We start from the raw sequence: 25,740 nt of genomic DNA, 5'->3' as shown, positions 1-25,740 counted from the left end.
GCGAACCCACGGACAGCAGCGCCGCCAGCCCCAGCGCATCAGCGAGCCCACCTGCATTCCATAGTAAACAAATAGGTATTGAGGGTAAAGCCCAAACGCGCGATGCGAGATATCGTGATGTGCGGTTGGTCCTCCCCCCTGGAGTGAGACGTCATGTTCTTCGGCATCACCGATTTCTGGGCCTACGCCATCGGCGCCTTGCTGATCATCCTGCTGCCCGGCCCCAACTCCCTGTACGTACTCAGCTTCGCCGCCCAGAACGGCGTCCGCCAGGGCTACCGGGCCGCGGCGGGCGTCTTCATCGGCGACACCGTGCTGATGTTCCTGGCCGCCGCCGGCGCCGCGTCCCTGCTCCGCTCCAACCCGCTGCTCTTCACGATCGTCAAGTACGCGGGCGCCGGCTACCTGGCGTGGATGGGCTTCCAGATGATCAGGGGCGCCTGGCGATCGAGGAAGGCGACCAAGGAGGAGAAGCCGCAGGTCAAGCTGGAACGCCAGCCGCACCCGTTCCGCAAGGCCCTGCTGATCAGCCTGCTGAACCCGAAGGCCATCCTCTTCTTCGTCTCGTTCTTCATCGCGTTCGTCGACCCGGGCTACGCCAATCCCGCGCTGTCGTTCCTCATCCTGGGCGCGGTGATCCAGGTGTTCAGCTTCCTCTATCTGACGGCGCTGATCTTCGGCGGGACCTTCCTGGCCAACCAGTTCCGCCGGCGCAGGAAGCTCAGCGCCGGTCTGACCTCCGGAGTCGGCGTCCTGTTCCTCGGATTCGGCGCGAAGCTCGCCACCTCGTCACTCAGTTGAAAGCCTGCCGTAAGACCTCGCTGTTTTCGTGGAATCAGATGGAACGCGTCAAAAGAGGCAGTCGCATCACCTCTCCTCGGGTACGGTAAGCCACCGGCGTGCTTCCCGGGACGCGGCTGATGCCGCGCTGGTTACGGCGAGCGGTCCATCTGGCAAGCCTTGTCCCCCGAAGCCCGGGTAGACGCTGATCGTCGGCCTATCTGCGGAGCAGCCTTGAACCATCCCCCGGTCCACCTTCCACGCCTGACCGCACTCGCCCGGCAGGCGGCCCCCCGGCTGCTCGAAGGCGTCGTGGCGCCGCTGGCGGTGTTCTACCTGGCCATGATGGTCCTGGGGTTCAAGGGCGCGCTCATCGCCACCGTCGCCTGGGTCTACATCGGGGTGGGGTGGCGGCTGATCAGGCGGGTCAAGGTGCCCGCGACCATGTTCCTGGCCGCGTTCGCGATCACGGTCCGCGCCCTCGTGGCGTTCTGGACCGGCACGTGGATGTGGTTCTTCATCCAGCCGGAGATGGGCACGATCTGCATCAGCATCGCGTTCCTCGCCTCCGTCCGGCTCAACCGGCCGCTCGTGCAGAAGCTCACGCTCGACTACATCCATCTGCCGTCGGCGGTGCTCAAGCACGAGCGGGTCCGCAGGTTCTTCGCCAGGATCACGCTGCTGTGGGCGTTCGTGCTGCTCATGAACTCGACGCTCAGCATCGCTCTGGCCGTCCACGAGTACGTGGCCGGGTCGCTCGGCGGGTTCATGGTGCTGCGGACGTCAGCGGTGGCCGTGATCAGCGGGCTGGCGATCGCGTTCTCCATCTTCGCCTTCAAGCGGGTGCTCCGCCGGCTGAACGTCGCCCACACCTGACCGTTCGGCCAGCAGGAACGCCCCGCACATCCCCATGACCAGCCCCGCCAGCATGCCGAACAGCTCGGCCAGCTCCGCCCCCGGCGCGCCGAGCGGCGCCCGTACGGAGCTGATGATCATCGCGTAGAGGCCGCCGCTGAACAGCGAGCCGGAGCCGAGCCAGGCCGCCACCAGCGGCGCCCAGAACGGGCCGCGCCCGCGCCGCCGGACCGCCACCACGAGCGCGACGGCCCCGGCGACGGCCAGCAGGCCCTCGACGCGGTCCTGCAGGCCACCGGCGAGCTTGACCGCGCCGATCGGCCCGGCCACCAGTAGCGCGCCCCAGGCCACGACCGTCTGGAACGACCGGGTCGGGCTGGCGAACGCGCGATCGATCCGGGTGGTGAAAACGCCCGGCCACCGGTCGCGCGAGTAGAGCACGAAGGCCGTCATGAGGCCGGCACCCTGCGCGACGAACCCGCCGTAGACCATCATGTAGATCCACGGCTCGATCGCCCCGCCGGTCTCGAAGACCGCAAGTCCCCCGGTCAGCACCATGATCGGCGCCGTGACGATCACCACGGCCAGCAGTCCGGTGCCGACCCAGAGCGGGAGCAGCACGAGCCAGGCCGGCAGCCGCCGCCCCCACCGCGTGGTGAACGCCAGCGCCAGCACCAGCCCGACGGCCTCCATGCCGAACGTCATCGTGTTGAGCCCGATCATCGCCGGGTCGTTCATGAAGGCCGGATCGGCGACCCCGACCGGGTGTCCCGTCAGCCAGAGCGCCTTCAGCGTGAGGTACGGCAGCATCGCGGCGATCGCGACGATCGCGGCGGTGACGCGGCCTATCCCCGGTCTGCGTTCAGTCATGCTCCGAGCGTCGCCCGGCGGGCCGTCGATTCCCTCCCGAGCCGCGGGGATCCCGCTCCCCCGCGCGGGGGATGCTCACGTCCAGCTCGAAGCCGTCGCCGACCGGACCGGCGGTCAAGGTGCCCCCGGCCAGCCGGACGCGCTCGCGCAGGCCCGCCAGCCCCAGCCCGCCGGGCAGCGCGAGGGGCCGGGCGCGCGGCCGGCCGCTGCGCACGGTGACGCGCTCCGGCGAGACCCGCACCCCGACCGGGGCCCCGGGGGCGTGCTTGGCGGCGTTCGTGAGCCCTTCCTGGATCACCGCGTGCGCCAGGCCGGGCACCGGCCCCGGCGCCAGGTCCAGGGTGATCGGCATGCCGGAGTCCCTGGCCCGCCGCACCAGCTCGGTCACGTCCTCGTTCACGGGTGACAGCGGCGCCGCGTCGGAGTCCTCCCGTAGCAGCCCGATGATCTGGCGCAGCCGGTCCGTGGCGTCGGCCGCCGCCAGCCGCAGCTCCCCCGCCGCCCTGACCTGCGTCTCGGCCAGCCCCGGGGCCATCTCCAGCCCGGCCGCCCGCACGGCGATCAGGGCCAGGTCGTGGCCGAGGGAGTCGTGCATCTCCCGCGCGATCCGGGCCCGCTCGCGCAGCCGCGCCTGCGCCTCGGCGGCCAGCCTCGCCTGCGTGCGCCCCTGCAGCAGCCTGCGCCTGAGCAGCCCCAGCAGGTACGGCACCACGTACGTGCCGAGCAGCGCAGTCACCATGGACACCCACAGGGCGAGGTCGCCGCCCTTGGCCAGCACCACGCCCACGCCGACGGCCGAGATCAGGCAGAACGCCAGCGGCGCGGGCCAGAGGACGGCCAGGCGCCGCCCGGTGAGGTAGGCGTACCACATGATGAACGGCGAGCTGGCCAGCAGCGGCAGGATCTTCACGTTGCGCCTGGGCAGCAGCCAGCTCAGGTCCACGGTCGCGAACCCCTCGCTGAACTGCCACGGCCCCAGCGGCAGCAGCAGCACCAGCGCGGCCAGCGGCCAGCGCCGGCCCACCAGCACCGCGACCGTGGCCAGCCCGATCCTGGGCAGGCTCACCATGGCGAAGGCGGCCGGATCCACGAACGGGTCAGGGCCCATGGCCGCCACGAAGATGCCGAGCACGGCCCAGAGCAGCAGGTCGTAGACCACCTGGCGGCGGCTCTCCCGGCGAAGACGTCTCACCGCACCGACGGTAGCCGCCTCCCGCGCCCGCCAGTGCCGCCGGAAGTCAGGCGGCGACCCTGACGAAAGTCAGGGTAGGGCGGCGGCCCCTGTCGCAGTAGGGCTAGCCCCACCCCGAAAGCGCCTACCTCCACTCCTGTTTCGGCCTGCGGAAACCGGTTTGATCGATGGTGTCACCCGGAGGTCGGAACCGGGCCCCCGACGAAAGTAGGGGGCCGTGCGTGCCGATCGTCCGATGTGCCGTGACCTGCGGAGTTTCTACCTTCATGGGGTACCGGCCCTGATCCGCGTAAGGGATGGGTCCGCGTTCGACCCGGGGCATCCCCGATGCCCCCGGCCGTGCCACGCAGACACGCTGTGTGGGTGCCCTAACGATCGGAGTCAACGCTCATGTCGCACGCCATTCTCGACCTGGTCCAGCAGGTGATGACCTCACCTTGGTTATACGCGGCGCTGTTCGGCCTCGCGCTGCTCGACGGGTTCTTCCCGATCGTGCCGGCCGAGACGTCAGTGATCACCGCCGCGGTGTTCGCCGCCTCCGGCGAGACGAACCTGGCCCTGGTCATCGTGGCGGCCGCCCTGGGCGCCTTCGCCGGTGACCACATCTCCTACCTGATCGGCAACAAGTCGGCGGGCAGGCTGCGGGAGAAGAAGGCGTTCGTCTGGGCGCGCGACACGCTGGCCGAGCGGGGCGGCCTCGTCCTCGTGGTCGCCAGGTACATCCCCGGCGGGCGCACCGCGACCACGCTGACCATGGGCGCCGTACGGCATCCGCTGCGCTCGTTCACGTTCTTCGACGCGATCGCGGCGAGCTCGTGGGCGGTGTACTCGGGGCTGATCGGCTTCTTCGGCGGCATGGCCTTCGAGAACGACCCGATCAAGGGCCTGCTCCTCGGCCTGGGCATCGCGGTGTCCATCACCGGGCTCGTCGAGCTCGTGAGATGGCTCAGGAAGCGACGCGCCATCCAGGCTTCCCCAGAACGTCTTCCGGCGGACACGTCCGTTTGACCCTACCTGGCAACCATCCGTCTGAAAGGAGTGCGCATGACTGTGCTGGCCGCGGCGATCGCCCTGGTCGGTTCGCTGTTCTTCGCGCTCGGAGCCGCTCTCCAGCAGTTCGAGGCAGTCGGGTCGGCCAAGCCGGGGCTGCTCGCGCTGCTGCGGAAGCCGCGCTGGCTGCTCGGCGGCGCGTCCATTCTGACGGGTGGTGGCCTGCACATCGTCGCACTCGGACTAGGGCCGCTGACCGTCGTCCAGCCGATGGGCGTGGCGAGCCTGCTGTTCGCCCTGCCCCTCGCCGCCACGCTGCACGGCCGCAAGCCCTCCCCCAAGGAGCTGGCGGCCGCGGGTGTGGTGGCGGCCGGGCTGGTCGGGCTCGTCCTGCTCGTCCCCGATTCCGAAGGTCCCACCTACCTCAGCCCGAACGGGGTGCTCACGCTGCTCGGCGTGGCCGGAGTCGCGGCGGTCCTGCTGTGGGCCGCCTCGCGGGCGGTCTCACCGGCGGGCCGGGCCGCCCTGCTCGCCACCAGCTCGGGCGTGCTCTACGGCGCGACGGCCACGCTCATGCGCGTGCTGCTGGACGGCACCTGGAACTGGTGGTACGTGCTGGCGCTGCCGGTGCCCCTGCTGCTGGCGCTGGTGATGCTCCAGCGGGCCTACGCGGCCGGGCACTTCGGCGTCTCGTTCGCCTCGCTCCAGATCGCCGACCCGCTGACCGCGGTGGCGTTCGGCGCGCTGCTGCTCGGCGAGCCGGTGCCGACCGGCGTCCTGCCGGTCGCGGCGGCGCTCCTGACCGCGGCCGGGACCGTCGCGCTGGCCCGCACCAGCCCGCTGGAGTCCCGCAACAATCCCCCGGCTCATTCCCCCACCCCTTTGTGAAACCGGAGTCACTTCCATGGCCATGCCCCTGCGCTCTCTCCCCAAGATCGCCGAGACCGCCCCCGCCCCCGCCCCCGAACGGCCCCGCCGGATCCTGATCTCGACCGACACCTACCCGCCGGACGTCAACGGCGCCGCCTACTTCACCCACCGCCTGGCCACCGGCCTGGCCGCGCGCGGCAACGAGGTGCACGTGGTCTGCCAGTCGGACGTGGGCCCGCCCACCGCCGACGTCGTGGACGACGTGATCGTGCACCGCCTGCGCTCCGCGCCGATACCGGTCCACCCCTCGATGCGGTTCACGGTGCCGGCCAGGCTCGACCGGCTGATCGCCGACATCCGCCCCGACGTGCTGCACGCCCAGGGCCACTTCGTGGTCGGCAGGGCCGCCATCGCCGCCGCCCGGCGCGCCGACGTGCCCATCGTGGCCACCAACCACTTCATGCCCGACAACCTCTTCCAGTTCTGCCACATCCCCGAGCGGCTGCGGGCCAAGGCCGGCCGGCTCGCGTGGCGCGACTTCAGCCGGATCTTCAACCGCGCCGACCGCATCACCACCCCGACCCCGCTGGCCGCCAAGCTGCTGGCCGACCAGGGCTTCGGCCGCGAGGTGGAGGCGGTCTCCTGCGGGATCGACCTGACCAGGTTCCACCCGCGCGCCGAGCCCAAGGCGTGGGCGCGCAAGCTGTTCGACCTGCCCGACAGGCCCACCATCCTGTTCGTCGGCCGCCTGGACGAGGAGAAGCGCCTGGACGAGATCGTCCGCGCCCTGCCGCTCGTGCTGAACCAGACCGACGCCCAGGCGGTCTTCGTCGGCCGCGGCAACCAGCGGGCCGAACTGGAGCGGCTGGCCGCCCGCATCGGCGTCGGCGAGCGGGTCTTCTTCCTCGGCTTCGTGCCCGACGAGCTCATGCCCCAGACGTTCGCCGCCGCCGACGTGTTCGCCATGCCGGGCGTCGCCGAGCTGCAGAGCATCGCCACGCTGGAGGCCATGGCCATGGGGCTGCCCGTGGTGGCCGCCGACGCGATGGCGCTGCCGCACCTGGTGGACGAGAACGGATACCTGTTCCAGCCGGGCGACGTGATCTCCCTGTCCAGGCACCTGACGAGCATTCTCACCGACGAGGACCTGCGGGCCCGCTTGGGCAAGACCAGCAGGGAGCTGGCGCTCACCCACGACGACCGGTCGTCGCTGGCCCGGTTCGAGCAGATCTACGATGAGGTGGCCCGATGACCCCAGTCCAAAGCGCCTGGGGCGCTGTCTCCGGCACGGTGGTGTCCGCGTGCGCGCTGGCGTACGCGCAGGTCGCCCTGCCGACGCAGCCGCTGCTCAGCGACTACGCCCTGGTCTCCGGCGGGCTCGTGCCCGTCCTCGTGGGGATGCTGGCACTGGCGGGGGCGTGCCTGTGCCTCGCGTACGGGCTGGCGGCGAGCGAGCCGGCGCGCACCGCGGCCACCCGGGTGCTGCTCCTGGCGGGGGCGGCGGGGCTGATGATGAGCGCGATCTTCCCCACGGACCCCGGCAACTCGCAGGTCGGCTCGCTGACCGGCGAGATCCACCGGTGGGCGGCGGCCGTCGTGTTCACCTCGCTGCCGGTCGCCGGCTGGACCCTGGCCAGGGGCCGGGAGGCGGCGCCCCGGTGGAACGCCGTCCGGGCCCTGAGCGTGACCTCCGCGGCCATGCTGGCCTTCTACCTGGCGGCCCACCCGGCCTCGATCACCTCGCCGCTGATCGGCGGCGCGGGCTACTACGGCCCGCTGGAGCGGGGCGTGGTGCTGGCCGAGATGGCGCTGCTCGTCGCGATGGCGCTGGTGTCGGTCGCGAAGCGGCCCGCCGTGCGCACCCAGGCCGTTCCGGCCGCGACCGAACGCCCCGAGCGGTCCGATCGCCTGGCGGCCTGATGCCCCCACCCTTCGACCCGCGACGAAATGACGCCGTTCTAGCGTGGAACCATGCTCATCACACGCCACGCGGCCGCTGAGGCGGTGCTCGCCGACCCCAGGTACGTGCCGCCTCCCGTACGACAGGACGCCGAGGAGGGCACGCTGGCCTGGCTGCGCGCCCAGGTGTCGAGGTTCAGCACCGGAGAGACGCACGCCGGGCGGCGCCGCCTGCTGGAGGAGCGGCTGGCCGCCCTTGACCCCGCCGAGCTGAGGCCGGCGGCCAGGGCCATGACGCTGGAGCGGGGCGGTGACTGGCGGGGCGTCCCCACGGCCGTGCTCGGCGCCGCGCTGGGCGTGAAGGACACGAGCGCCGTGGCCGCCGCCGCGACCGGCTACCTGTCCGGCGAGGAGAGCCCGGAGGCCGACGCCGCCGTCGCCCGGCTGCTCGGCCAGGCTCCGATCCCCGAGATCACCCTGCTGCTGCAGGGGCACGCCGCCACGGAGGCGCTCATCGAGAACGCCCTCGGGCACGCCCCCGGGCACGCCTTCGAGAACGCCGATCCCGAGGCGCTGCTGCACGAGACGCTCAGGCAGGACCCGCCGCTCAAGGCCACCCGCAGGCTCGACACGCGGACCGGCGACGAGGTGACCATCGACCTGGTGTCGGCCAACCGCGACCCTGACGTGTTCGCCGACCCCGACCGGTTCGATCCCTCGCGCGGCCGTACCCCCCATCTGACCTTCGGCCACGGCGTGCGCCCCTGCCCCGCGCCCGCTTACGCGCTCGCGCTGGCCGCCGGCGTGCTCGAAGCCCTTCTCCACCTGAGCCGCTCATGAACTTCCACGACCTGCACCGCCCCGGCGACCCCCTGCTGCTGCCGAACGCCTGGGACTACGGCTCGGCCGCCCTCCTGGCCCGGGAGGGTTTCCCCGCGATCGGCACGACCAGCCTCGGCGTGGCCGCCGCGTACGGCAAGCCGGACGCGGCCGGCGCCACCAGGGCGGAGACCATCGAGCTGGCCGAGTCGATCAAGGACCTGGGCGTCATGGTCACCGTCGACATCGAGGGCGGCTTCAGCGACGACCCCGCCGAGGTGTCCGACCTGGTCGCGGCCCTCGCCGCGCTCGGAGTGGCGGGGGTCAACCTGGAGGACGGCCGCCCCGACGGCACGCTGCGCCCGATCGAGCTGCACCAGCGGATCATCGAGGCGGCCAGGGGCCACGGCGTGTTCGTCAACGCCCGTACGGACACGTACTGGCTGAAGACCGGCGACACGCGCGAACGGGTGGCCGCCTACGGCCACGCCGACGGGATCTTCGTGCCCGGCATGAGCGAGCTGCGCGAGATCGCCGAGGTCGCCGCGAGCACGCCGCTGCCCCTCAACGTCCTCTACCAGCCGGACGGCCCCACGCTCGCCCAGCTCGCCGAGGCCGGCGTGGCCAGGGTGAGCACCGGCTCGCTGCTGTACCGGGCCGCGCTCCACGGGGCGGTCGCGGCGCTGTCGGCCGCCCAGGGCAGGCAGGCTCCTGCGCTGCCGACCTACGCGGAGATCGCCGCGCTGCTGCCGCAACCGCGATAATCGACGCATGCGCTTCCAGATCCTCGGGCCCACCAGCGCGCTGGGCGAGGACGGCGAGCCGGTCGCGCTCGGCGGTCCCCGGGTGCGCGCGCTGCTGACGCTGCTCGCCCTGCACGCCGGCCGCATCGTCGGCGGCGAGCAGCTCGTGGACGGCATGTACGGCCCGAGACCGCCCGAGGGCGTGGCCAACGCGCTGCAGTCGCAGGTCTCCAGGCTGCGCCGGGCACTGGGCAGGGACCTGGTGGAGTTCCATCCGGCGGGATACCGGCTGGTGGCCGACCCCCAGGACGTGGACGCGCGCAGGTTCGAGCTGCTGGCGCAGCAGGGCAGGCAGGCCCTCGCCGGCGGCGACCCCGGCCGGGCGGCCACGCTCCTGCGCGAGGCGCTCGAGCTGTGGCGGGGCGCGCCGCTCTCCGACGCCCCGCACGCCGAGGCCGCCGCGGCGGCGCTGGCCGAGCTGCGGCTGGCCGCCGTCGAAGACCGCGTGCAAGCCGACCTCGACCTGGGCCGGCATCGCGAGCTGGTCGCCGAGCTCAGCCAGCTCACCGCCGCCCACCCGCTGCGCGAGCGGCTGCGCGCCCAGCTCATGCGCGCCCTCTACGGCAGCGGCCGGCAGGCCGAGGCGCTGACCGTCTACGACGAGGCCAGGAAGATCCTGGACGAGGAGCTGGGCGTCGAGCCGGGAGCCGAGCTGGCCGCCGCCCACCTGGCCGTGCTCAGGGCCGACCCTGCGCTCGGCGCCGCCGCTCCCGACGCCGCCCCCGCGGCCCGGCGGCGGCAGGGCCTGCGCGCCCAGCTCACCAGCTTCGTCGGCAGGGCCGAGGAGATCGAGGAGGTGGCCGCCAGGCTGCGCGCCAACCGGCTCGTCACGCTGATCGGGCCAGGCGGCGCGGGCAAGACGCGGCTGGCGACCGAGGCGGCCGAGCAGGAGCCCGGCGACGTGTGCTTCGTGGCGCTCGCGCCGGTCTCCGACGACGCCGGCGTCCCAGGGGCCGTCCTGTCCGCCCTGGACATCCGCGACGCCCCGCCCACCCCCGACCGGCTCACCGTCGACCCGGCCACCAGGCTCGTCACCGCGCTGGCCGGCCGCAGCCTGCTCCTCGTCCTGGACAACTGCGAACACGTCGTCGCGGCCACCGCCGAGCTGGCCGACCTGCTGCTGGCCTCCTGCCCCGAGCTGCGCGTGCTGGTGACCGGGCGCGAGGCGCTCGGCATCACCGGCGAGTCGATCCTGCCCGTGGCGCCGCTGCGGCTGCCGCCGCCCGAGACCGGCGACCCCCTGGACTATCCGGCGGTCCGGCTGTTCGCCGACCGCGCCGCCGCCGTACGGCCTGGTTTCGCCGTCGACGCGGGCAACGCCGCGGCGGTCGTACGCATCTGCCGGGCGCTCGACGGGCTGCCGCTGGCCATCGAGCTGGCCGCGGCGCGGCTGCGCACCCTGCCGGTGTCCGACGTGGCGGCCCGGCTCGACGACCGGTTCGGGCTGCTGACCAGGGGCAGCCGTACGGCGCTGCCCCGGCACCAGACGCTGCACGCGGTCGTCGCGTGGAGCTGGGACCTGCTGGACGAGAGCGAGCAGCGGCTGGCCAGGCGGCTGAGCGTGTTCGTCGGCGGGGCCCGGCCGGAGGCGGCCGAGCAGGTGTGCGGGCTGTCCGAGGACGTGCTCTTCTCGCTGGCGGAGAAGTCGCTGGTGGAGTTCGTGGGCGGCCGGTTCCGGATGCTGGAGACGATCAGGGCGTTCTGCGCGGAACGGCTGGCGGAGTCGGGCGAGGCCGAACCGATCTCCGAGGCGCACGCCCGCTACTACCTCGACCTGGTCATGACGGCCGACCCGCGGCTGCGCACCCGCGAGCAGCTGGAGTGGCTGGTCCGGCTCGACGAGGAGAGCGCCGAGCTCGACGCCGCGATCCGCTGGGCGACCGCCTCCGGGCGGCCGGAGCTGGGGCTGCGGCTGCTGGCCCACTGCGCCTGCTACTGGTGGATGCGCGGCCACCGCGTCACCGGCGCCCACCTGGCCGCCGACCTGCTGACCACGCTCGCCTTCCGGCCTCCGCCGGGCATGGAGGAGGAGTACGTCATGTGCGTGCTCATCAGGGCGTGGACCGGCGACATCGACGACGAGCTGCGCGCCCGGCTGGCGGAGGCGCGGCAACTGCTGCCGGCGTACAGCCTGCCGCTGCGGCTGGAGTTCCTCTCGATGCTGCTCTCGGCCTACACGGGGCCGCCCGGCGAGTACGACGAGGTCCACGCCGCGCTCATCAACCGCGCCAACGACCTCCAGCCCTGGCAGGAGGCGCTGTCCTCCGGCGGTGTGGGGTTCCTGCTCCAGTCGGTCGGCCGGGTCGCCGAGGCGTTGGACAACTTCGAGCGGAGCCTGGCCGCGTTCAAGGCCATCGGGGAGCGGTGGGGCATGGTGATGACGCTGTCCGGCCTCGGCTCCCTGTACGAGGAGAAGGGCGACTTCACGACCGCGGTCGCGCTGGCCGACGAGGCGCTGGCGGTGGCCACCGAGCTGGGCGCCGAGACGGAGATCGCCGAGGCCCTGTGCCGGCGGGGCGACGCCCGGCTCCACCTGGCCGACGCGACGGGCGCGCGGGCCGACTACCTGCGGGCCGCCGGGATGTCGCGCAGGAACGGCTCGACGGAGACGTTGGCGTGGGCGCGCCTCGGGCTGGGCCGGGTCGCGCTGTTCCAGGGCGACCTGGACGAGGCCCGCGCCCTGCTCGTCCAGGCGCGTGAGGAGGTCCCGGCAGACTGGTACTCCGCGGAGGACACCCGCGCCCGCATCGCCACCGCCCTCGACGAGGTGAACGCCCGCTCAGCCGTCACTCCATCAGCCGAACCTCCGCACGAGGCCGTCAGCACGGCACCGGCCGGACCTCCGCACGAGGCCGTCAGCGAGCCACCGGCCGAGCCGACCGGCGATCCATCAACCGCCCCTCCTAGCGAGGCCGTAAACCCGCCTCCACCCGGGCCTTCACCCGGACCTCTGCCCGGGCCTGACGGCGGGACGGTCAGCGAGCGGTAGGCAGGCCGTCAGCCGCGCTCCCGACAGTGGACGGCATGAAGAACAAATGGTCCTGCCTGGCCATCGCCTGCCTGGCCACCCTCCTCCTCTCCCTCGACCTCACGGTCCTGCACCTGGCCCTGCCCAGGCTGGTGACCGACCTCGGCGCGAACTCCACCCAGTTGCTCTGGATCGGCGACATGTACGGCTTCGCGCTGGCCGGCCTCCTCGTCACCATGGGCAACCTCGGCGACCGCATCGGCCGCAAGCGCCTGCTGCTGATCGGCGCGGCCGCGTTCGGCGCCGCCTCGGTGGTCACGGCATACGCACCCAACGCCGAGCTGCTGATCGCGGCCAGGGCCCTGCTCGGCGTGGCCGGAGCGACGATCATGCCGTCCACCCTGTCGATCGTCCGGAACGTGTTCACCGAACCCGGCGAGCGCACCGCCGCCATCGGCATCTGGAGCGGGATGAGCGCCGCCGGGTTCGCCGTCGGCCCGGTCGTGGGCGGTCTCCTGCTCGACCACTTCTGGTGGGGCTCGGTCTTCCTGATCAACGTACCGATCATGCTGCTGGTGCTGGCCGGCGGGGCCCTGGTGCTGCCCGAGTCCCGCAACCCGCACGCGGGCCGCCCAGACCTGGTCAGCGTCGTCCTCTCGTTCGCCGGCGTGGTGACGGCCGTCTACGCGATCAAGGAGGCGGCGCACCAGGGCCTGGAGCACGCCGACGTGCTGGTCGCGGGCGCGGCCGGGGTCCTGCTGCTGGGCCTGTTCGTGTGGCGCCAGACGCGGCTGCGCGAGCCGCTGATCGACGTACGGCTCTTCAGGCGGCGGGCGTTCAGCGCGTCCATCGTCACCAACCTGCTGGCGATCTTCACGATGTCGGCCATGATGCTGATGTTCGGCTGGTACCTGCAGCTCGTCCTGGGCTGGTCGCCGCTCCAGGCGGGCCTCGCGCAGCTGCCGGGCGGCCTGAGCGGCGCGGTGGGCGGCATCCTGGCCGCCAAGCTGATCCACCGCATCGGCAGGAACGGCGTCGTCGCCCTGGGCCTGGCCATGAACGCCGGCGCGTTCCTCTACTACAGCACGCTCGGCCCCACCCTGAACTACCTCGTACTCCTCCCCGTCATGATCATCGGCGGCGTGGGAATCGGCTTCACCTTCACCGTCAACAACGACAACGTCCTCGCCACGGCCCCCAGGGAACGCGCGGGAGCGGCCGCCGCGGTCTCGGAAACGGCCTTCGAACTGGGCGGCGCACTGGGCATCGCCATCCTGGGCACGGTCCTGAACACCGCGTACCAGTCCAACCTGCAGCTCCCCCCCGGCCTCCCCTCCGCCGACTCCGCGCGAGAGTCGATCGCGGGCGCGGTGAGCACGGCCGCGACCTTGCCGCCTCAGCAGGCGGATCAGCTCATGCGAGCAGCCCAGACGGCCTTCATCGAGGGCCTGCACATGACCGCCCTGGTCACCGCGGCCCTCCTGGCCATAGTGACCGTGCTGGCCCTGATCGGCCTCCGCGGCGTCCCGAAGGTCATCCCGGAAGAAGTCCTGACCCACGCCTGAGCCGGGGGTAACAGCATGGTCCTCACAATGGGGGGCGCTACGCGCCGAACAACGGCTCGGGCAGCGCCTCCCAGGGGGGCAGGCCCCCCTTCGACCCCCCAACGGCTCGGTCCTCGCAGTGAGTCGCGCTACGCGCGATGGAGCGCTCGGGCAGCGCCCTGTGGGGGCGAGCCCCCACACCCCCAGGCGGGGCCCTGCCGGTCCCCGCACCCCTCGGACGCGACCCCGGTTACCGCACGCTCGTCGGCGTTGACCTGCCGGTTATCCGGCAGAAACGATCACCGGCTCACACGGCATCCGCCCAACCGCAAAGCCAGGCGGACCGGCTGCCGGCCACCTACCGCCGGAGGACGCACCCGAGCCAAAGTGAGCAGCTATCGAGAGCGGGTTCCCACTTGCTGAGAAATGCGCAGTAGGTAACCGTCCGGGTCCTGCACCGCGAACTGGCGCACGCCGACAGCGTCGACGCTGCGCTCGTACCAGCGCTCCTCCAACGGCAACCACATCTCGTAGCCCGCAGCAAGCAGCATGGTGTGAATCTCGTCCACATCATCCACTTCGACAGTGAGGTTGATCCCACGCCCGTAGGGGTGGTCCAGCGCCGCGCGCGGGTAGAGACGGTCCCGGCTCAGCGGCTGCTCCAACATCAGGTCCGCCCCGTCACGTTCCAGGTAGGCGAATCGCTCCTGGGGGCGCTCATAGCGAATCTTGAAACCCAGCAGGCGATAGAAGGCCAAGCTGGCCTGGATGTCGGAGCAGATCAATTCAGGAACAAGGCGAGACACCTCGTCACTCTGGCAGCTACCGAACACTCCAGCAAACACACGGCAGCCCGTGAGGGAGGCCTTCCGGTCGTCGGCCGAGTGCCGAGACGCTGTGCTGAGCGCCGTTCGCGTCGCGCCGCGCTCCGCCATCCCAGTTCTCGCCGACCCGGCACAGACCGGTGCTGAGCACCGTGGACGAGGCGAAGCATCCGTGCCGAACCTGCCCGGCAAGATCCACAGGCGTCTGAGTCGATCCAGGGCGATCGTCACTCACCGGTGACGTCATTCCCTGGTCGGCTCACATGCCCTGCACGACTCCACAGGCCGGTCACCGAGTGCGGATACCGGCCTCTCATTAGGATCACCAGCATGGAACCGCACGGGGGCACGCGCGGCGTTCTCTACGTCATCGCATGTGCCGCACCTGCTGCCGCCGACCTCCACCACCTGGTCGCCGTGGCTCAGGCGGCCGGGTGGCAGGTGCACGTGGTCACCACGCCGATGGGGGAACGCTTCGTCGATGTCCCGGAGTTGGAGCGGCTGACCGGTGACCTGGTCCGCAGCACATATCGCCTGCCGCAGGATCCCAAGGGTCTCCCTCCCGCAGACGCGGTGATCGTGGCTCCGGCGACGTTCAACACGATCAACAAGTGGGCGAACGGCATCGCCGACACCTTCGCCGTCGGACTGCTGTGCGAGGTGATGGGGTTCGGCGTCCCGATCCTGGCCGTGCCGCTGCTGAAGGACGCGCTAGCCCGGCATCTCGCCTTCCAGCGGAGCCTGGACATGCTTCGGGAGATGGGCGTGCGGGTCCTGTTCGATCCCGCCGCCCCGCCACAGTCCCGCATACCATCCTGGGAACGCATCATGCAGGAGCTACACGCCGTTGTCGGGGAGCGACAGACACAGGGGTGATGGCATGGACGCCCGCGGGGAGATCAGCCGGCGGATCGCGCGGGCACGCCGTCGCCGATGCGAGCGCCGAGCGTGAGCCCTGCGCCGGTGTCGGCGGGATCGATGCGAGCCACTTGTACCTGGTGCTCACCCATAGCGCGAATGACCATGTTGACCGTCTCGTCGATTGGAAAAGGTTCAAAGAAGGTCGTGAGCTGCGTCGCCGAGTCGAATCCGACCTTGTGGCATTCCGGCACGACTGGCGAGAGTGGGATCATTCGCCCCCAAGCCCCACGGGCGCGTTTGTTGACCAACAGCCATGTGAGTCACCCCTCTCCAGGACCTGCCCCCAGGTCTGCCCGAGTCCCAGCAGATAGTCACCGCTCATGACCCGTATGTGATACCACAAACGGAATACTTTCCATCAACCCCAGAAAGGGAGCCCAGCAACGCGCCGGGCCCCCTTGACGTCGGAGCTAGAAGTCGAATTCTCCCGCTTTGGCCCCACAGGTGAATGCGGACCACACGCCTTCACTCACCACGAAGGGTTGCAGGTCCGGGCGCTCGGTGTCTCGGATGCCGACACGACCACCGGACAGTGGTGCCACTTCAAGGCAATTGCCATTGTCGCCCGAGAACGAGGACTTGCGCCACACAGCGGCGGCAAGTTCCTCGCTCAGCTCCAGTTCCATTCTTGATCCAACCTTTCTTTGATCTTCCGAAGAGAAAGACTCTGGGGAAGGGCTTCGGAGCGGCATGCCTGATAGCGACGGATAAGAATCTCGACCTCAGACTCTCCGTCCCACACCTTCCCGCTCACTGGGCTATCCACAAAGGCAGCGGTCGGCCCACCAGTCGTATGTGCGATCAGACACCCGCCGAGAAGCCCAGCCGTCACGCGGGCGTCGAAGGGGAGGATCTGAATCGTGATTGGACTGCGAGCCACCTCGATCAGATAGGTCAACTGGGCGCGAATGATACTTTCGCTCCCGATCGGACGATACAGGATTGACTCGTCTAACACCGCGTAGAGCAGAGGAGGGTTGGCCTTGCGGAAGATCTCCTTCCGCGCCATCCGATCCCTGACAGCCGCCTCTATCTTCTCGCTGGTGATGCCAGGCTTTCCTGCGACGATGGCCCTCGTGTACTCAGGGGTCTGAAGCAACCCAGGGACCATGGTGGGCTCCCATGTCCACAACTCCCGTGCACCGGCCTCGATCTCAAGCCACGGACCGAGAGTTTTGAAGATCGTCTCACGCGAGCCAACAGGCAGGAACTGGGACAACTTTTCGGGTTCCAGTCCAAGGTGTTCCTCTGCCAGGCGAGCGAACTCGGCCTTGGGTGCGCGTTCTCCGCGCTCGACCATGCCGATGGCGTTGGCGTGGTAGCCCATTCGCTGGCCGAGTTGCCCCTGCGTGAAGCCTGCGGCGTCCCGTGCCTTGCGCAACTCGTAACCGAACCGCGCTGCCGCACTCTCGTCCGGATTCAGCTGCTTGGGACCCGGCATTGACGCCCTTTCCCAGTCTGGTGCCACAGGCATCACACACATTCATCACACAGATTGGCCCTTGATTCCGTGTGACACAAGTACTTGAGAGATGTCCTACAAGCCCGCCTGTCCTGTCACGCTGGCCAAAAGCTCGCGGCTACGCAGGGCTTGAATACCACAGACAGACCAAGATCACGTGTGATCACGACGACAGGTGGGTGAAGCGGTGGATTTCGTGCCAACGGTAGCCCTGTCCGCCAAAAGACCAATCGTTGGCGCGTGGCAGAGCACGGTCCTGCGCCGCGACGGCCAAGCACCCCGGAGAGCGAGACAGGCCGTCAGGATGTGGCTGGGAGAGGCGCATCCGCTGTGCTTCGACGCGGAGCAGGTCGTTGCCGAACTGGTGAACAACAGCGTGTTGCATGTGCCGATCAGCGGCACACGCGACTGGGTGAGAGTTCATCTGGGCTTCGGGGATGACTTCATTCGCCTGGATGTGATCGACCCCGGTGCCAATGTGCCGGCGGAGCGCTTCGTCCCAGGTGAGCCCTGCGGTGACGAGGAATCCGGCCGGGGACTGCAGATCGCGTCCGAACTCTCGGAGCGCTGGGGGACGCATCTGATCGAGCGAGGGCATCGCGTTGTTTGGTGCGACCTCAAGATGCCAGATGAGCGCTCCGTCGACGATACGTCGCCCGGAGTGTCGCCGGAGCGGGCCGCGCGCAGGATCGCTGCTCGATACGCCGAACTCCGTGAAGCACCGAGCATTGTGGCCGCAGGTGTGTCGTGACGGCCGGCGAAGGCTGCCTGAGTCCGCACGTACCCATGGCCCGGCGTGGTCACGTCCGGCTGACGTGGCTGGAACCATGTGGTGCCTTGCATCGCGTCCGCGTCGTGGCGTGGACCTGCACCTGCCGAGCCGTGTTCTACGAGCTGCGCCAGGGCGGCGGTCAGACCCTCATCCGCCGCACTGTGCAGGCCGAAGCCGGGGACGTGGTTCACGAGACCCACCAGTGCTCCATCGGTGAAGCTCGCACGATCTGGGCGGCACTGCTGTCAGGCCGAGCCCGGTAGACGGGCTCGGCGGCCGGGATCGCTCCGGGCACCAGAGGGGTGGTCAGAGGTGGTCGGCGAGGAAGGTGGCGGTGGCGTCCACGGCCTGCGTGACGTACGGTTCGCGGTCGTACAGGTCGATGTGCTGCTTGGCGTCCACCCAGACGAGCTGTTTCGGCTGGTCGAGGCGGCGGAACGCCTCCTCGGCCCCCTCCGGCGAGCAGAAGCGGTCGACGACCCCGTGCACGATCAGCGCCGGCTTGGGCGACAGGAAGTCCGCTCCCATCATGTTGTCCATCGTGACCAGCTCCCGCAGGCTCGCCCTGGTCACCGAGTTGGACCAGTGCGGCGAGGCGCCCCGCGAGGTGCCGTAGTACGCGTACGGCTCGTCGCCCGGCATGGCGGCCTCCCCCTCCTCCGGGGGCAGGGAGGAGACGACCGGCAGGTACTCCACGGCGCCGCCCTGGTCCTGGCGTTCGAGGACGTCCGTGAGGGCCGCCAGCGTCGCCTGGTAGTCCATGCCGGAGCGCATGCCGTACGGGTTGTTGTACGCGCCCGCGATACCGACAAATGTCCGGACTCGGGGGTCGAAAGCTGCGAACTTGAGCGCGTAGCCGCCCCCCAGACACACCCCCACCGCCCCGATCCGATCCCGGTCCACCTCGGCCCGCGACCGCAGGAACGACACCGCCCCCCGCAGGTCGCGCAGCTTGCCCTGCGGATCCTCCTCCCGGCGCGGAAGCCCTTCGGACTCGCCCCAGTTCCGGTGGTCGAAGGCCAGCGTCACGTACCCCCGCTCGGCCAGCCGATCCGCGTACAGCCCTGTGACCTGGGAGCGCACCCCGGTGAACGGCCCCGTGAACACCAGGGCGGGCCGGGGCCCCGCGCCGCCGGGGACCCGCAGGTCCCCGGCGAGCGTGAGGCCGTCGACCACGAACTCGACTCGCGTGGTCAGGATCACGAGTCGAACCCCAGCCCCATCCGGTCGAGCACGCGCAGCCACAGGTTGCGCTTGCCCTCGTGCTGGTCGGCCTGCGCGATCGACCAGCGGGTGAACTGGATGACCCCGGACCGCACCGGCTCCGGCGGGAACGGCATCGGCTTCTCCTTGACCATCCGCAGCTCGGTCCGCTCGGTGGACTCGCCCGACAGCAGGTCGAGCATGACGTTCGCGCCGAAGCGGGTGGCGCCCACGCCCATCCCGGTGTAGCCGGTGGCGTAGGCCAGCCGCCCGCCGTGCGCCTGCCCGTAGAAGGCGCTGAACCGGCTGCAGGTGTCGATCACCCCTCCCCACCGGTGGGTGAACCGCACCTCGTCGAGCTGGGGGAAGGTGTCGTAGAAGTGCTCGGCCAGCTTGACGAACGTCTCGTCGCGCTGCTCGTACTCGGGTTTGACCAGACCCCCGTTGTAGTAGACGGCGTCGTAGCCGCCCCACAGGATCCGGTTGTCGTCGGTCAGCCGGTAGTAGTGGAACTGGTTGCCCGAGTCGCCCACGCCCTGCCGGTTGCGCCAGCCGACCTCGGCGAGCTGGAGGTCGGTCAGGGGCTCGGTCATCAGCGCGTAGTCGTACACGGGGACCACGAAGTGCTTGAGCCGCCGCAGCAGCGGCGGGAACACGCCGGTCCCGAGAGCCACCTGCCGCGCCGCGACGGCGCCGTACGGCGTGCGCAGCGTGATCGTCGTGCCGTCGTCGCGCAGCGAGCGGACCGGGGTGCGTTCGTGGACGCGCACCCCCAGCCGCAGGCACGCCTCCCGCAGCCCCCAGGCCAGCCTGGCCGGGTCGAGCATGGCGCATCCGCTGCGCTCCCAGAGCCCGCCCAGGTAGGTCGGCGAGTTCAGCTCGGCGCGCACCTGCTCCTGGTCGAGCGGCACGTAGTCGAGCCCCAGCTCGGAGATCAGCTCCAGGTGCTCACGGAGCCCGTCGAGCTGCCACGGCTCGGTGGCCACGTGCAGCTCGCCGGTGCGCTCGAAGGAGCAGTCGACGCCGTAGCGCTCCAGGGTCTGCTCGATCTCGTCGAGGTTGGCCACGCCCATGCGTTCCAGGCGCCCGATCTCGTCCGGCCACCGTTCCGCGCCGTTGGCCAGACCGTGGGTGAGGGTCGCCATGCAGAACCCGCCGTTGCGGCCGGTGGCGGCCCAGCCGATCCTGCGTCCTTCGAGCAGGACCACGTCCAGGGACGGGTCTCGTTCCTTGGCCATCAGGGCCGTCCACAGCCCTGAGAAGCCTCCGCCGACGACGACCAGGTCGGCGCTCGTTGTCTGGTCGAGCCGCGGTCGCGGCTCGGGTCTGGCCGGGCTGTCCAGCCAGTACGGCTTGCGCTCCGCGTCAGCAAGCGCCTTCAGCGGATCCACAAATCCCACTTCCCTACGAAGTTCGTGGAGGATATTTAGGTACGGCGCCGCGCCGCCACCGCGTTTCCGATCGCGATCAGCACCCCGATGCCGAAGATCAGCGTACCCATGACGTTGACCTGCGGTGGGATCCCGGTCTTGACCGCACCGACGATCCACAGGGGGAAGGTGACGGTCGAGCCGTTGACGAAGCTGGTGACCACGTAGTCGTCGATGGAGAGAGCGAACGACAACATCGCGCCCGCCATCACGCCCGGCATGATCGACGGCAGCGTGACCTGCCGGAACGTCCCCCAGGCCGTCGCCCCCAGATCCCTGGCCGCCTCCTCCAGCGACGGGTCCAGCGTGACGATCCGCGCCCGCACCGTCACCACCACGAAGGACAACGAGAACAGCACGTGGGAGACGATGATCGTGTTCGCGTCGCGCGGCACGTTCCCCGAGACGAACAGCGACAGCAGCGACGCGCCCATGACCAGCTCGGGTGTGGAGATGGCGGCGAAGACCAGGAAGTTCGTGACCCCCTTGCCGTGGAAACGGTGCCGTCCGAGCGCGAGCCCCAGCATGGTGCCGATCACGACCGTGATGATCGTGCTGACCGCGGCGATCACCAGCGAGTTGCGCAGCGCCACGGTCAGGTCGGAGATGTCGAACAGCTCGGCGTACCAGCGGAGCGTGAAGCCCTGCCAGGAGGTGTTCGACTTGCTCTGCTTGTCGTTGAAGCCGAAGAGGATCATCACGGCGATCGGCGAGGACAGCCAGAGGATGATGATCCAGGTGTAGATGTGCAGTAGCCGGTCGCCGAGCCTCGTCCCTCTCATCGGGCCGCCGCCTCGAGCACGTTCTCCGTCCCGAGCGCCCTGGCGTAGATGAAGATGCCCACCAGCAGCACCGCCATCAGCGTGAACGACAGGGCCGAGGCGGTCGGGTAGTCGAGGTTCGTCAGATACTCGGTCTGGATGATGTTGCCGATCATCGTGTTGGCCGTGCCGCCGAGGATCTGCGCGTTGATCGGGTCGGCCGTGGCGGGCACGAACGTCATCAGCACCCCCGCGAAGACCCCCGGCAGCGACAGCGGCAGCACCACCCGCCGGAAGGCCGACGTCCGCGTGGCGTACAGGTCCTGGGCCGCCTCGATCACCCGCGGGTCCACCCGCTCCAGCGACACGTAGATCGGCAGGATCATGAACGGCAGGAAGTTGTACGTCAGCCCGCCCACCACGGCGACCGTCGTGGCCAGCACGTGGAAGTCCTCGGGCAGCAGCCCCCAGCCCTTCAGCGTGCCGAACAGGATGCCGTTGTCCGACAGCAGGAAGTTCCACGAGATCGTCCGCAGCACGAACGACACGAAGAACGGCAGCAGCAGCAGGAACAGGTACACGGACTTGCGCGTGCCGCCCTTGAACGCGATCCAGTACGCCACCGGGTAGCCGATCACCAGCATGGCCACGGTGGCCAGGCCGCCATAGAGCAGCGAGCGCACCAGCTGGGTGCTGTACCGGCCGAGCGCGTCACTGTAGTTGGAGAAGCTGAACGTCATGGCGAAGCCGTCGATGGCGTTGCCGGTCTGCAGGGAGACCGAGGCCATCGCGGCCATGGGCACGACCAGGAAGATCGCAAGCCACATCCAGCTCGGCAGCGCCAGCAGGTAGGGGGTGAGCCGCCTCATGCGCTACGCCTGGGTGATGGACTGGAAGATCGGGTTGTAGACCTGCTCCTGCTGGGTGGTCAGCGGGGTGTAGTTGTGCAGCTTGCCGTAGTCGGCCTCGGTGGGGAACATGAGCGGGCTGTCGATCATTTCCTCGAGGGACTTCTTGTCCTTGCCCTTGGCCGTCTTGGCCTTCTCCCTCAGCAGGTCCTGCACGGCCGGGACCGGCGTGACGTACTGGATGAACTCGTCCAGCTCGGCGGCCACGGGCGGCTGGTAGAGGTAGTCCATGAGCATGAGCGCGTCCACCGGGTTGGCCGCGTTCTTGGGGATGAGCATGTTGTCGGTCCAGATCGTGCCGCCCTCCTCGGGCACCACGAACTTGACGGGCTCGCCGGCGAGCTGGCGCTGGAAGACGTCGCCCGACCAGGCCATGCTGATCCAGACGTCGCCCTTGGACACAGCGTCGATGTAGCTTTGATCGTAATATTTCCGGACAATTCCGGCGTCGCGCTGTGCCTTGAGCTTCTCCCCGGCCTTCTTCCAGTCCGCCTCGGTCGACTTCTCCGGGGCGATGCCCAGCGCGAACATGCCGAAGTTCCCGATCTCCTGGGCGTCGGCCATCATGCCCACCCGGCCCTTGTACTTGGGGTCGAACAGCGCCTGGATGCTGGTGATGTCCTCGTCGACGTACTTGGTGTTGTACGCGATCCCGGTCACCCCCGACGTGTACGGCACCGTGTACTTGTTGCCGGGGTCGTAGGCCCGCTCCTTGTACTTCTGGCCGGCGTTGGCCTCGAAGTTCGGCAGCTGGGAGTGGTCGAGCGGCGTCACGTAGCCCAGCTCGATCATGTGCTGGAGCTGGACGCCGTTGGTCATGACGACGATGTCGTAGCCCAGCGACTGCCCCGCCCGCAGCACGGGGTCGGCCTTGCCGAAGAACTCGGCGTTCTCCTGGATGACCTCTTTGTACTCGTACGAGATGCCGGTGGCCTGCTTGAACTTCTCCAGGGGGGCCTTGTCCCCGGGCATGTACTCGGGCCAGTTGGCGAAGACGACCTTGCCGTGCTTGGTCTGCTTGGCCCAGAAATCCTTGACCGCGTCGGCCTTCGGGGGCGCGGCCTTCTGTCCTTGAACGCCGCACGCGGCCAGCGCGAGCCCTGTGGCGGAGAACCCAGCGACGCGGAAGAAATCGCGACGGGAGCGGAGCATGGGGTGGTTCATGAGGTGCTATCGACTTCCAATCACATATGAGTGCTGCGCCTGCCACGACAGCCAGACGGAGTCCCCCCGCTCCGCGGTGGCCGAAGCGTCAAGAGCGTTCTGCTGGAACACCGTGATCTCGGCCCCGTCAGCGAGGCTCACGGCGTAGCTGTTGTAGGTCCCCAGGTAGACCACCTCGGCGACGGTGCCGCGCACGGCGCTCAGGCCCTGGCCGGGCTCCACCGTGTCGATGGTGATCTTCTCGGGCCGCACGGTGACCGTCACGTCGCCGTCCTGCCCCGGCACCAGCACCCGGCCGCCGCCGATCTTCAGCTCGCCGCCGCTGGCGGTGCCCGCGAGCAGGTTGGAGGTGCCGATGAAGCCGGCCACGAACGCGGTCGCGGGCCGCTCGTAGATCTCCCGCGGCCCGGCGAGCTGCTCGACCAGGCCGTCGTTCATGACGGCGATCCGGTCGCTCATGGTCAGCGCCTCGTTCTGGTCGTGGGTCACGTACACGAACGTGATGCCGACCTCGCGCTGGATGCGCTTGAGCTCGATCTGCATGGCCTGGCGCAGCTTGAGGTCGAGCGCGCCGAGCGGCTCGTCGAGCAGGAGCGCCCGCGGCCGGTTGACCAGCGCGCGGGCCAGCGCCACGCGCTGCTGCTGGCCGCCGGACATCTCGCGCGGGCGGCGCTTCTCCCGGCCGGTGAGGTCGACGATCTCCAGCATCTCGCCGACCCGCCGCTTGATCTCCTCCTGCGGCGTCTTGCGCTGCTTCAGCCCGAAGGCCACGTTGTCCCAGACGCTCATGTGCGGGAAGAGGGCGTAGGACTGGAAGACCATGTTGACGTCGCGTTTGTTGGGCGGGACGTCCGTGACGTCCTTGCCGTGCAGCCGCACCAGCCCCTTCGAGGGCGGCTCGAAGCCCGCGATCATCCTCATGGTCGTGGTCTTGCCGCACCCGGACGGGCCGAGGAGGGAGAAGAACTCCCCCTCGGCTATGCCCAGGGTGACGCCTTTGACCGCCTGGACGACCTCGCCATGCGAGAGGTACTCCTTGACGACGTCCTCAAGCTCTATCGCATTCAGCTCAGTCATCCCAGCCGCTGTCCTATTCGCCGATGTAGTGCATGACGTGCTTGACCCGGGTGTAGTCGTGCAGGCCGAACACCGACAGGTCCTTGCCGTACCCGGAGTGCTTGAAGCCGCCGTGCGGCATCTCCGAGACGAACGGGATGTGCGTGTTGACCCAGACCACGCCGAAGTCGAGCCGGTTGGACATCCGCATGGCCCGGCCGTGGTCGGAGGTCCAGACCGAACCGCTCAGGCCGTACTTCACGTCGTTGGCCTTGGCCAGCGCGTCGGCCTCGTCGCTGAAAGTCTGGACGGTGATCACGGGGCCGAAGACCTCGTTCTGCACCATCTCGTCGTCCTGCTTGAGACCGTCGACGATCGTCGGCGCGAAGAAGTAGCCCTTCTCGCCGACCCGGTGACCGCCGGTGAGGACCTTGGCGTGCGCCGGGACCCGGTCGATGAAGCCCTGGACCCTGGAGAGCTGGTTCTCGTTGTTGAGCGGCCCGTAGAGCGCGTCCTCGTTGCCCAGGTCGCCGGTCACGGTGGCGGCGGCGGCCTCGGCGAGCGCGGCCACGAACTCGTCGTGCACGCTCTCGTGCACCAGCACGCGGCAGGCGGCGGTGCAGTCCTGGCCGGCGTTGTAGAGGCCGGCGGTGGCGATGTCGGAGGCGGCCTTGCGCAGGTCCTTGACGTCCTCGAACACCACGACCGGAGCCTTGCCGCCGAGCTCCAGGTGCACCCGCTTGAGGTCGTCGGCGGCGCTCTTGGCGACCGACATGCCCGCGCCGACCGAGCCGGTGATGGCGACCATGGAGGCGGTGGGGTGGCTCACCACGAGGGCGCCGGTCTCGCGGTCGCCGGTGACGACGTTGAAGACGCCCGCGGGCAGCACCGCGCCGAGGATCTCGGCCAGCTTGAGCGTGGAGGCCGGGGTGGTGTCGGACGGCTTGAGCACGACCGTGTTACCGGCCGCCAGGGCCGGGGCGATCTTCCAGACCGCCATCATCATCGGGTAGTTCCACGGCGCGACCTGGCCGATCACGCCGATCGGCTCGTGCCGGATGACGCTGGTGTGCTCGGCGAGGAACTCGCCGGCCGTGGGACCCTCCAGGGTGCGCGCCGCGCCCGCGAAGAAGCGGAAGTGGTCGGCGGCCACCGGGGTCTCGTCCTCGGCCATCCGGGCCCGCGGCTTGCCGGTGTTGAGGCACTCCGCCTCGTTGATCTCATCGGCCCGCGCGTCGATCGCGTCGGCGACCTTGAGCAGGAGGTTGGCCCGCTCACCCGGCGTGCTCCTGCCCCACGACTCGAACGCGGCGGCAGCCGCGGCGAAGGCGGCATCGACGTCCTCCGGGCCGGAGACGGGGGCCTGCAGGTAGGCCTCGCCCGTGCACGGGTCGATGATGTCGGAGAACCTGCCGCTCTTGGCGTCCACGAACTCACCATTGATGAAGTTCTGCAGACGGATCATGCGCCCTCCAAGTGGGTGGCTGAGATGCCGCGACTCTTACAGAGCAGGTGCATCTCGACAAGGGATTTCGTGGTGAAGATACCAAATTGCTACGAATTCGCTTGACAGGCCGCCAGGAACTGACAACATGTCGCACCAGGACGGCAACTCAGCGGGAACGCACCCGTAACGCCGGACCAGTAGG

At 69.8% G+C, this 25,740-nt stretch carries 25 protein-coding genes; 12 read left to right on the top strand and 13 right to left on the bottom strand.

The annotated features are described in order from the left end of the window. Positions 1-153: 153 nt before the first annotated feature. Both leuE and H4W80_RS45995 read left to right on the top strand, forming a co-directional pair. Positions 154-801, top strand: a complete 648-nt coding sequence (gene leuE / locus H4W80_RS46000; protein WP_192790819.1) for a leucine efflux protein LeuE — start codon at positions 154-156, stop codon at positions 799-801. A 213-nt stretch (positions 802-1,014) separates the two neighbouring features. Next, positions 1,015-1,656 carry a VC0807 family protein gene (locus H4W80_RS45995; RefSeq protein WP_192790818.1) on the top strand — a complete coding sequence of 214 codons (642 nt, stop codon included), beginning with the start codon at positions 1,015-1,017 and terminating at the stop codon, positions 1,654-1,656. Here H4W80_RS45995 and H4W80_RS45990 read toward each other — a convergent pair. Together H4W80_RS45990 and H4W80_RS64025 are read right to left on the bottom strand one after the other, a co-directional pair. Then, on the bottom strand, positions 1,564-2,505 hold the full coding sequence (locus H4W80_RS45990) for a hypothetical protein (RefSeq protein WP_192790817.1): 942 nt from the start codon (positions 2,503-2,505) through the stop codon (positions 1,564-1,566). The two genes, H4W80_RS45995 and H4W80_RS45990, sit on opposite strands and share 93 nt — an antisense overlap. After that, positions 2,498-3,697, bottom strand: a complete 1,200-nt coding sequence (locus H4W80_RS64025; RefSeq protein ID WP_192790816.1) for a sensor histidine kinase — start codon at positions 3,695-3,697, stop codon at positions 2,498-2,500. The genes H4W80_RS45990 and H4W80_RS64025 overlap by 8 nt, the downstream gene beginning before the upstream one ends. Before the next feature lie 390 nt (positions 3,698-4,087). On the opposite strand from H4W80_RS64025, the gene H4W80_RS45980 reads away from it, so the two are divergent. The 8 genes from H4W80_RS45980 to H4W80_RS45945 are packed head-to-tail and all read left to right on the top strand — an operon-like array spanning position 4,088 to position 13,611. Beyond that, a complete protein-coding gene (locus H4W80_RS45980) occupies positions 4,088-4,705 on the top strand; it encodes a DedA family protein (RefSeq protein ID WP_192790815.1) in 618 nt (205 codons plus the stop codon). A gap of 36 nt (positions 4,706-4,741) precedes the next feature. Then, positions 4,742-5,575 carry a DMT family transporter gene (locus tag H4W80_RS45975; RefSeq protein ID WP_225964026.1) on the top strand — a complete coding sequence of 278 codons (834 nt, stop codon included), beginning with the start codon at positions 4,742-4,744 and terminating at the stop codon, positions 5,573-5,575. Positions 5,576-5,591: 16 nt separating this feature from the next. Continuing rightward, complete coding sequence (locus tag H4W80_RS45970) at positions 5,592-6,809, top strand: glycosyltransferase (RefSeq protein WP_378525695.1); 1,218 nt, start codon at positions 5,592-5,594, stop codon at positions 6,807-6,809. Continuing rightward, positions 6,806-7,477 carry a DUF998 domain-containing protein gene (locus H4W80_RS45965; protein ID WP_192790814.1) on the top strand — a complete coding sequence of 224 codons (672 nt, stop codon included), beginning with the start codon at positions 6,806-6,808 and terminating at the stop codon, positions 7,475-7,477. The genes H4W80_RS45970 and H4W80_RS45965 overlap by 4 nt, the downstream gene beginning before the upstream one ends. 51 nt (positions 7,478-7,528) lie before the next feature. Beyond that, entirely contained in the window at positions 7,529-8,296 is a 768-nt protein-coding gene (locus H4W80_RS45960; RefSeq protein ID WP_192790813.1) for a cytochrome P450, read from the top strand. Continuing rightward, entirely contained in the window at positions 8,293-9,039 is a 747-nt protein-coding gene (locus tag H4W80_RS45955; RefSeq protein ID WP_192790812.1) for an isocitrate lyase/PEP mutase family protein, read from the top strand. Before H4W80_RS45960 ends, H4W80_RS45955 begins: the two co-directional genes overlap by 4 nt. A 7-nt stretch (positions 9,040-9,046) precedes the next feature. Then, positions 9,047-12,067, top strand: coding sequence for a BTAD domain-containing putative transcriptional regulator (locus H4W80_RS45950; RefSeq protein ID WP_225964025.1), 3,021 nt, complete (start codon positions 9,047-9,049; stop codon positions 12,065-12,067). A 35-nt stretch (positions 12,068-12,102) separates the two neighbouring features. After that, a complete protein-coding gene (locus H4W80_RS45945) occupies positions 12,103-13,611 on the top strand; it encodes a DHA2 family efflux MFS transporter permease subunit (RefSeq protein ID WP_192790811.1) in 1,509 nt (502 codons plus the stop codon). 374 nt (positions 13,612-13,985) lie between these two features. Here H4W80_RS45945 and H4W80_RS45940 read toward each other — a convergent pair whose 3' ends face one another. Then, the gene (locus H4W80_RS45940) at positions 13,986-14,396 is read right to left on the bottom strand and encodes a bleomycin resistance protein (protein ID WP_318787363.1); all 411 of its coding nucleotides are present in this window, start codon (positions 14,394-14,396) and stop codon (positions 13,986-13,988) included. 348 nt (positions 14,397-14,744) lie between these two features. Here H4W80_RS45940 and H4W80_RS45935 point away from each other — a divergent pair, with 348 nt between their 5' ends. Further along, positions 14,745-15,290 carry a flavoprotein gene (locus tag H4W80_RS45935; protein ID WP_192790809.1) on the top strand — a complete coding sequence of 182 codons (546 nt, stop codon included), beginning with the start codon at positions 14,745-14,747 and terminating at the stop codon, positions 15,288-15,290. A 23-nt stretch (positions 15,291-15,313) separates the two neighbouring features. On the opposite strand, the gene H4W80_RS45930 is transcribed toward H4W80_RS45935, so the two are convergent. The 3 genes from H4W80_RS45930 to H4W80_RS45920 form a co-directional block, all read right to left on the bottom strand. After that, positions 15,314-15,526, bottom strand: coding sequence for a hypothetical protein (locus tag H4W80_RS45930; protein ID WP_192790808.1), 213 nt, complete (start codon positions 15,524-15,526; stop codon positions 15,314-15,316). Positions 15,527-15,745: 219 nt separating this feature from the next. After that, positions 15,746-15,961 carry a DUF397 domain-containing protein gene (locus H4W80_RS45925; protein ID WP_192790807.1) on the bottom strand — a complete coding sequence of 72 codons (216 nt, stop codon included), beginning with the start codon at positions 15,959-15,961 and terminating at the stop codon, positions 15,746-15,748. Continuing rightward, positions 15,946-16,776 (bottom strand): helix-turn-helix domain-containing protein, encoded by an 831-nt coding sequence (locus H4W80_RS45920; RefSeq protein ID WP_192790806.1) that lies wholly within the window; start codon positions 16,774-16,776, stop codon positions 15,946-15,948. Before H4W80_RS45920 ends, H4W80_RS45925 begins: the two co-directional genes overlap by 16 nt. Positions 16,777-17,101: 325 nt before the next feature. Between H4W80_RS45920 and H4W80_RS45915 the strand changes: the two genes are divergently transcribed. Beyond that, positions 17,102-17,548 carry an ATP-binding protein gene (locus H4W80_RS45915; RefSeq protein ID WP_192790805.1) on the top strand — a complete coding sequence of 149 codons (447 nt, stop codon included), beginning with the start codon at positions 17,102-17,104 and terminating at the stop codon, positions 17,546-17,548. Positions 17,549-17,875: 327 nt separating this feature from the next. Here the strand turns inward: H4W80_RS45915 and H4W80_RS45910 are convergent, their stop codons facing one another. From H4W80_RS45910 to H4W80_RS45880, 7 genes are read right to left on the bottom strand one after another with little or no spacing between them, the layout of a single operon-like run. Beyond that, the gene (locus H4W80_RS45910) at positions 17,876-18,772 is read right to left on the bottom strand and encodes an alpha/beta hydrolase (protein ID WP_192790804.1); all 897 of its coding nucleotides are present in this window, start codon (positions 18,770-18,772) and stop codon (positions 17,876-17,878) included. Next, on the bottom strand, positions 18,769-20,163 hold the full coding sequence (locus tag H4W80_RS45905) for an NAD(P)/FAD-dependent oxidoreductase (RefSeq protein ID WP_192790803.1): 1,395 nt from the start codon (positions 20,161-20,163) through the stop codon (positions 18,769-18,771). Before H4W80_RS45905 ends, H4W80_RS45910 begins: the two co-directional genes overlap by 4 nt. 35 nt (positions 20,164-20,198) lie before the next feature. Next, a complete protein-coding gene (locus H4W80_RS45900; RefSeq protein ID WP_192790802.1) occupies positions 20,199-20,984 on the bottom strand; it encodes an ABC transporter permease in 786 nt (261 codons plus the stop codon). After that, positions 20,981-21,832 carry an ABC transporter permease gene (locus H4W80_RS45895; protein ID WP_192790801.1) on the bottom strand — a complete coding sequence of 284 codons (852 nt, stop codon included), beginning with the start codon at positions 21,830-21,832 and terminating at the stop codon, positions 20,981-20,983. The genes H4W80_RS45900 and H4W80_RS45895 overlap by 4 nt, the downstream gene beginning before the upstream one ends. A 3-nt stretch (positions 21,833-21,835) precedes the next feature. Next, on the bottom strand, positions 21,836-23,023 hold the full coding sequence (locus tag H4W80_RS45890) for an ABC transporter substrate-binding protein (protein ID WP_225964024.1): 1,188 nt from the start codon (positions 23,021-23,023) through the stop codon (positions 21,836-21,838). A gap of 18 nt (positions 23,024-23,041) precedes the next feature. Next, positions 23,042-24,112 (bottom strand): ABC transporter ATP-binding protein, encoded by a 1,071-nt coding sequence (locus H4W80_RS45885; protein ID WP_192790799.1) that lies wholly within the window; start codon positions 24,110-24,112, stop codon positions 23,042-23,044. A 13-nt stretch (positions 24,113-24,125) separates the two neighbouring features. Further along, positions 24,126-25,556 (bottom strand): gamma-aminobutyraldehyde dehydrogenase, encoded by a 1,431-nt coding sequence (locus tag H4W80_RS45880; RefSeq protein ID WP_192790798.1) that lies wholly within the window; start codon positions 25,554-25,556, stop codon positions 24,126-24,128. Positions 25,557-25,740 lie beyond the last annotated feature (184 nt).

The organism is Nonomuraea angiospora, from assembly GCF_014873145.1.
In the GTDB taxonomy this organism is placed as follows: domain Bacteria; phylum Actinomycetota; class Actinomycetes; order Streptosporangiales; family Streptosporangiaceae; genus Nonomuraea; species Nonomuraea angiospora.
Note: the sequence above shows the minus strand (reverse complement) of the source record. Positions and strands in the feature narration are given on the sequence as shown.

Excerpts from the sequence above, each read along its gene's own strand:
- H4W80_RS45895 (WP_192790801.1), bottom strand. The coding sequence starts at position 21,832 with ATGAGGCGGCTCACCCCCTACCTGCTGGCGCTGCCGAGCTGGATGTGG.
- H4W80_RS45885 (WP_192790799.1), bottom strand. The coding sequence starts at position 24,112 with ATGACTGAGCTGAATGCGATAGAGCTTGAGGACGTCGTCAAGGAGTAC.
- H4W80_RS45950 (WP_225964025.1), top strand. The coding sequence starts at position 9,047 with ATGCGCTTCCAGATCCTCGGGCCCACCAGCGCGCTGGGCGAGGACGGC.
- H4W80_RS45965 (WP_192790814.1), top strand. The coding sequence starts at position 6,806 with ATGACCCCAGTCCAAAGCGCCTGGGGCGCTGTCTCCGGCACGGTGGTG.
- H4W80_RS45960 (WP_192790813.1), top strand. The coding sequence starts at position 7,529 with ATGCTCATCACACGCCACGCGGCCGCTGAGGCGGTGCTCGCCGACCCC.
- leuE (WP_192790819.1), top strand. The coding sequence starts at position 154 with ATGTTCTTCGGCATCACCGATTTCTGGGCCTACGCCATCGGCGCCTTG.
- H4W80_RS45990 (WP_192790817.1), bottom strand. The coding sequence starts at position 2,505 with ATGACTGAACGCAGACCGGGGATAGGCCGCGTCACCGCCGCGATCGTC.
- H4W80_RS45935 (WP_192790809.1), top strand. The coding sequence starts at position 14,745 with ATGGAACCGCACGGGGGCACGCGCGGCGTTCTCTACGTCATCGCATGT.
- H4W80_RS45945 (WP_192790811.1), top strand. The coding sequence starts at position 12,103 with ATGAAGAACAAATGGTCCTGCCTGGCCATCGCCTGCCTGGCCACCCTC.
- H4W80_RS45925 (WP_192790807.1), bottom strand. The coding sequence starts at position 15,961 with ATGGAACTGGAGCTGAGCGAGGAACTTGCCGCCGCTGTGTGGCGCAAG.
- H4W80_RS45970 (WP_378525695.1), top strand. The coding sequence starts at position 5,592 with ATGGCCATGCCCCTGCGCTCTCTCCCCAAGATCGCCGAGACCGCCCCC.
- H4W80_RS45880 (WP_192790798.1), bottom strand. The coding sequence starts at position 25,556 with ATGATCCGTCTGCAGAACTTCATCAATGGTGAGTTCGTGGACGCCAAG.
- H4W80_RS45890 (WP_225964024.1), bottom strand. The coding sequence starts at position 23,023 with ATGCTCCGCTCCCGTCGCGATTTCTTCCGCGTCGCTGGGTTCTCCGCC.
- H4W80_RS45980 (WP_192790815.1), top strand. The coding sequence starts at position 4,088 with ATGTCGCACGCCATTCTCGACCTGGTCCAGCAGGTGATGACCTCACCT.
- H4W80_RS45915 (WP_192790805.1), top strand. The coding sequence starts at position 17,102 with ATGTGGCTGGGAGAGGCGCATCCGCTGTGCTTCGACGCGGAGCAGGTC.
- H4W80_RS45900 (WP_192790802.1), bottom strand. The coding sequence starts at position 20,984 with ATGAGAGGGACGAGGCTCGGCGACCGGCTACTGCACATCTACACCTGG.
- H4W80_RS45955 (WP_192790812.1), top strand. The coding sequence starts at position 8,293 with ATGAACTTCCACGACCTGCACCGCCCCGGCGACCCCCTGCTGCTGCCG.
- H4W80_RS45920 (WP_192790806.1), bottom strand. The coding sequence starts at position 16,776 with ATGCCGGGTCCCAAGCAGCTGAATCCGGACGAGAGTGCGGCAGCGCGG.
- H4W80_RS45975 (WP_225964026.1), top strand. The coding sequence starts at position 4,742 with ATGACTGTGCTGGCCGCGGCGATCGCCCTGGTCGGTTCGCTGTTCTTC.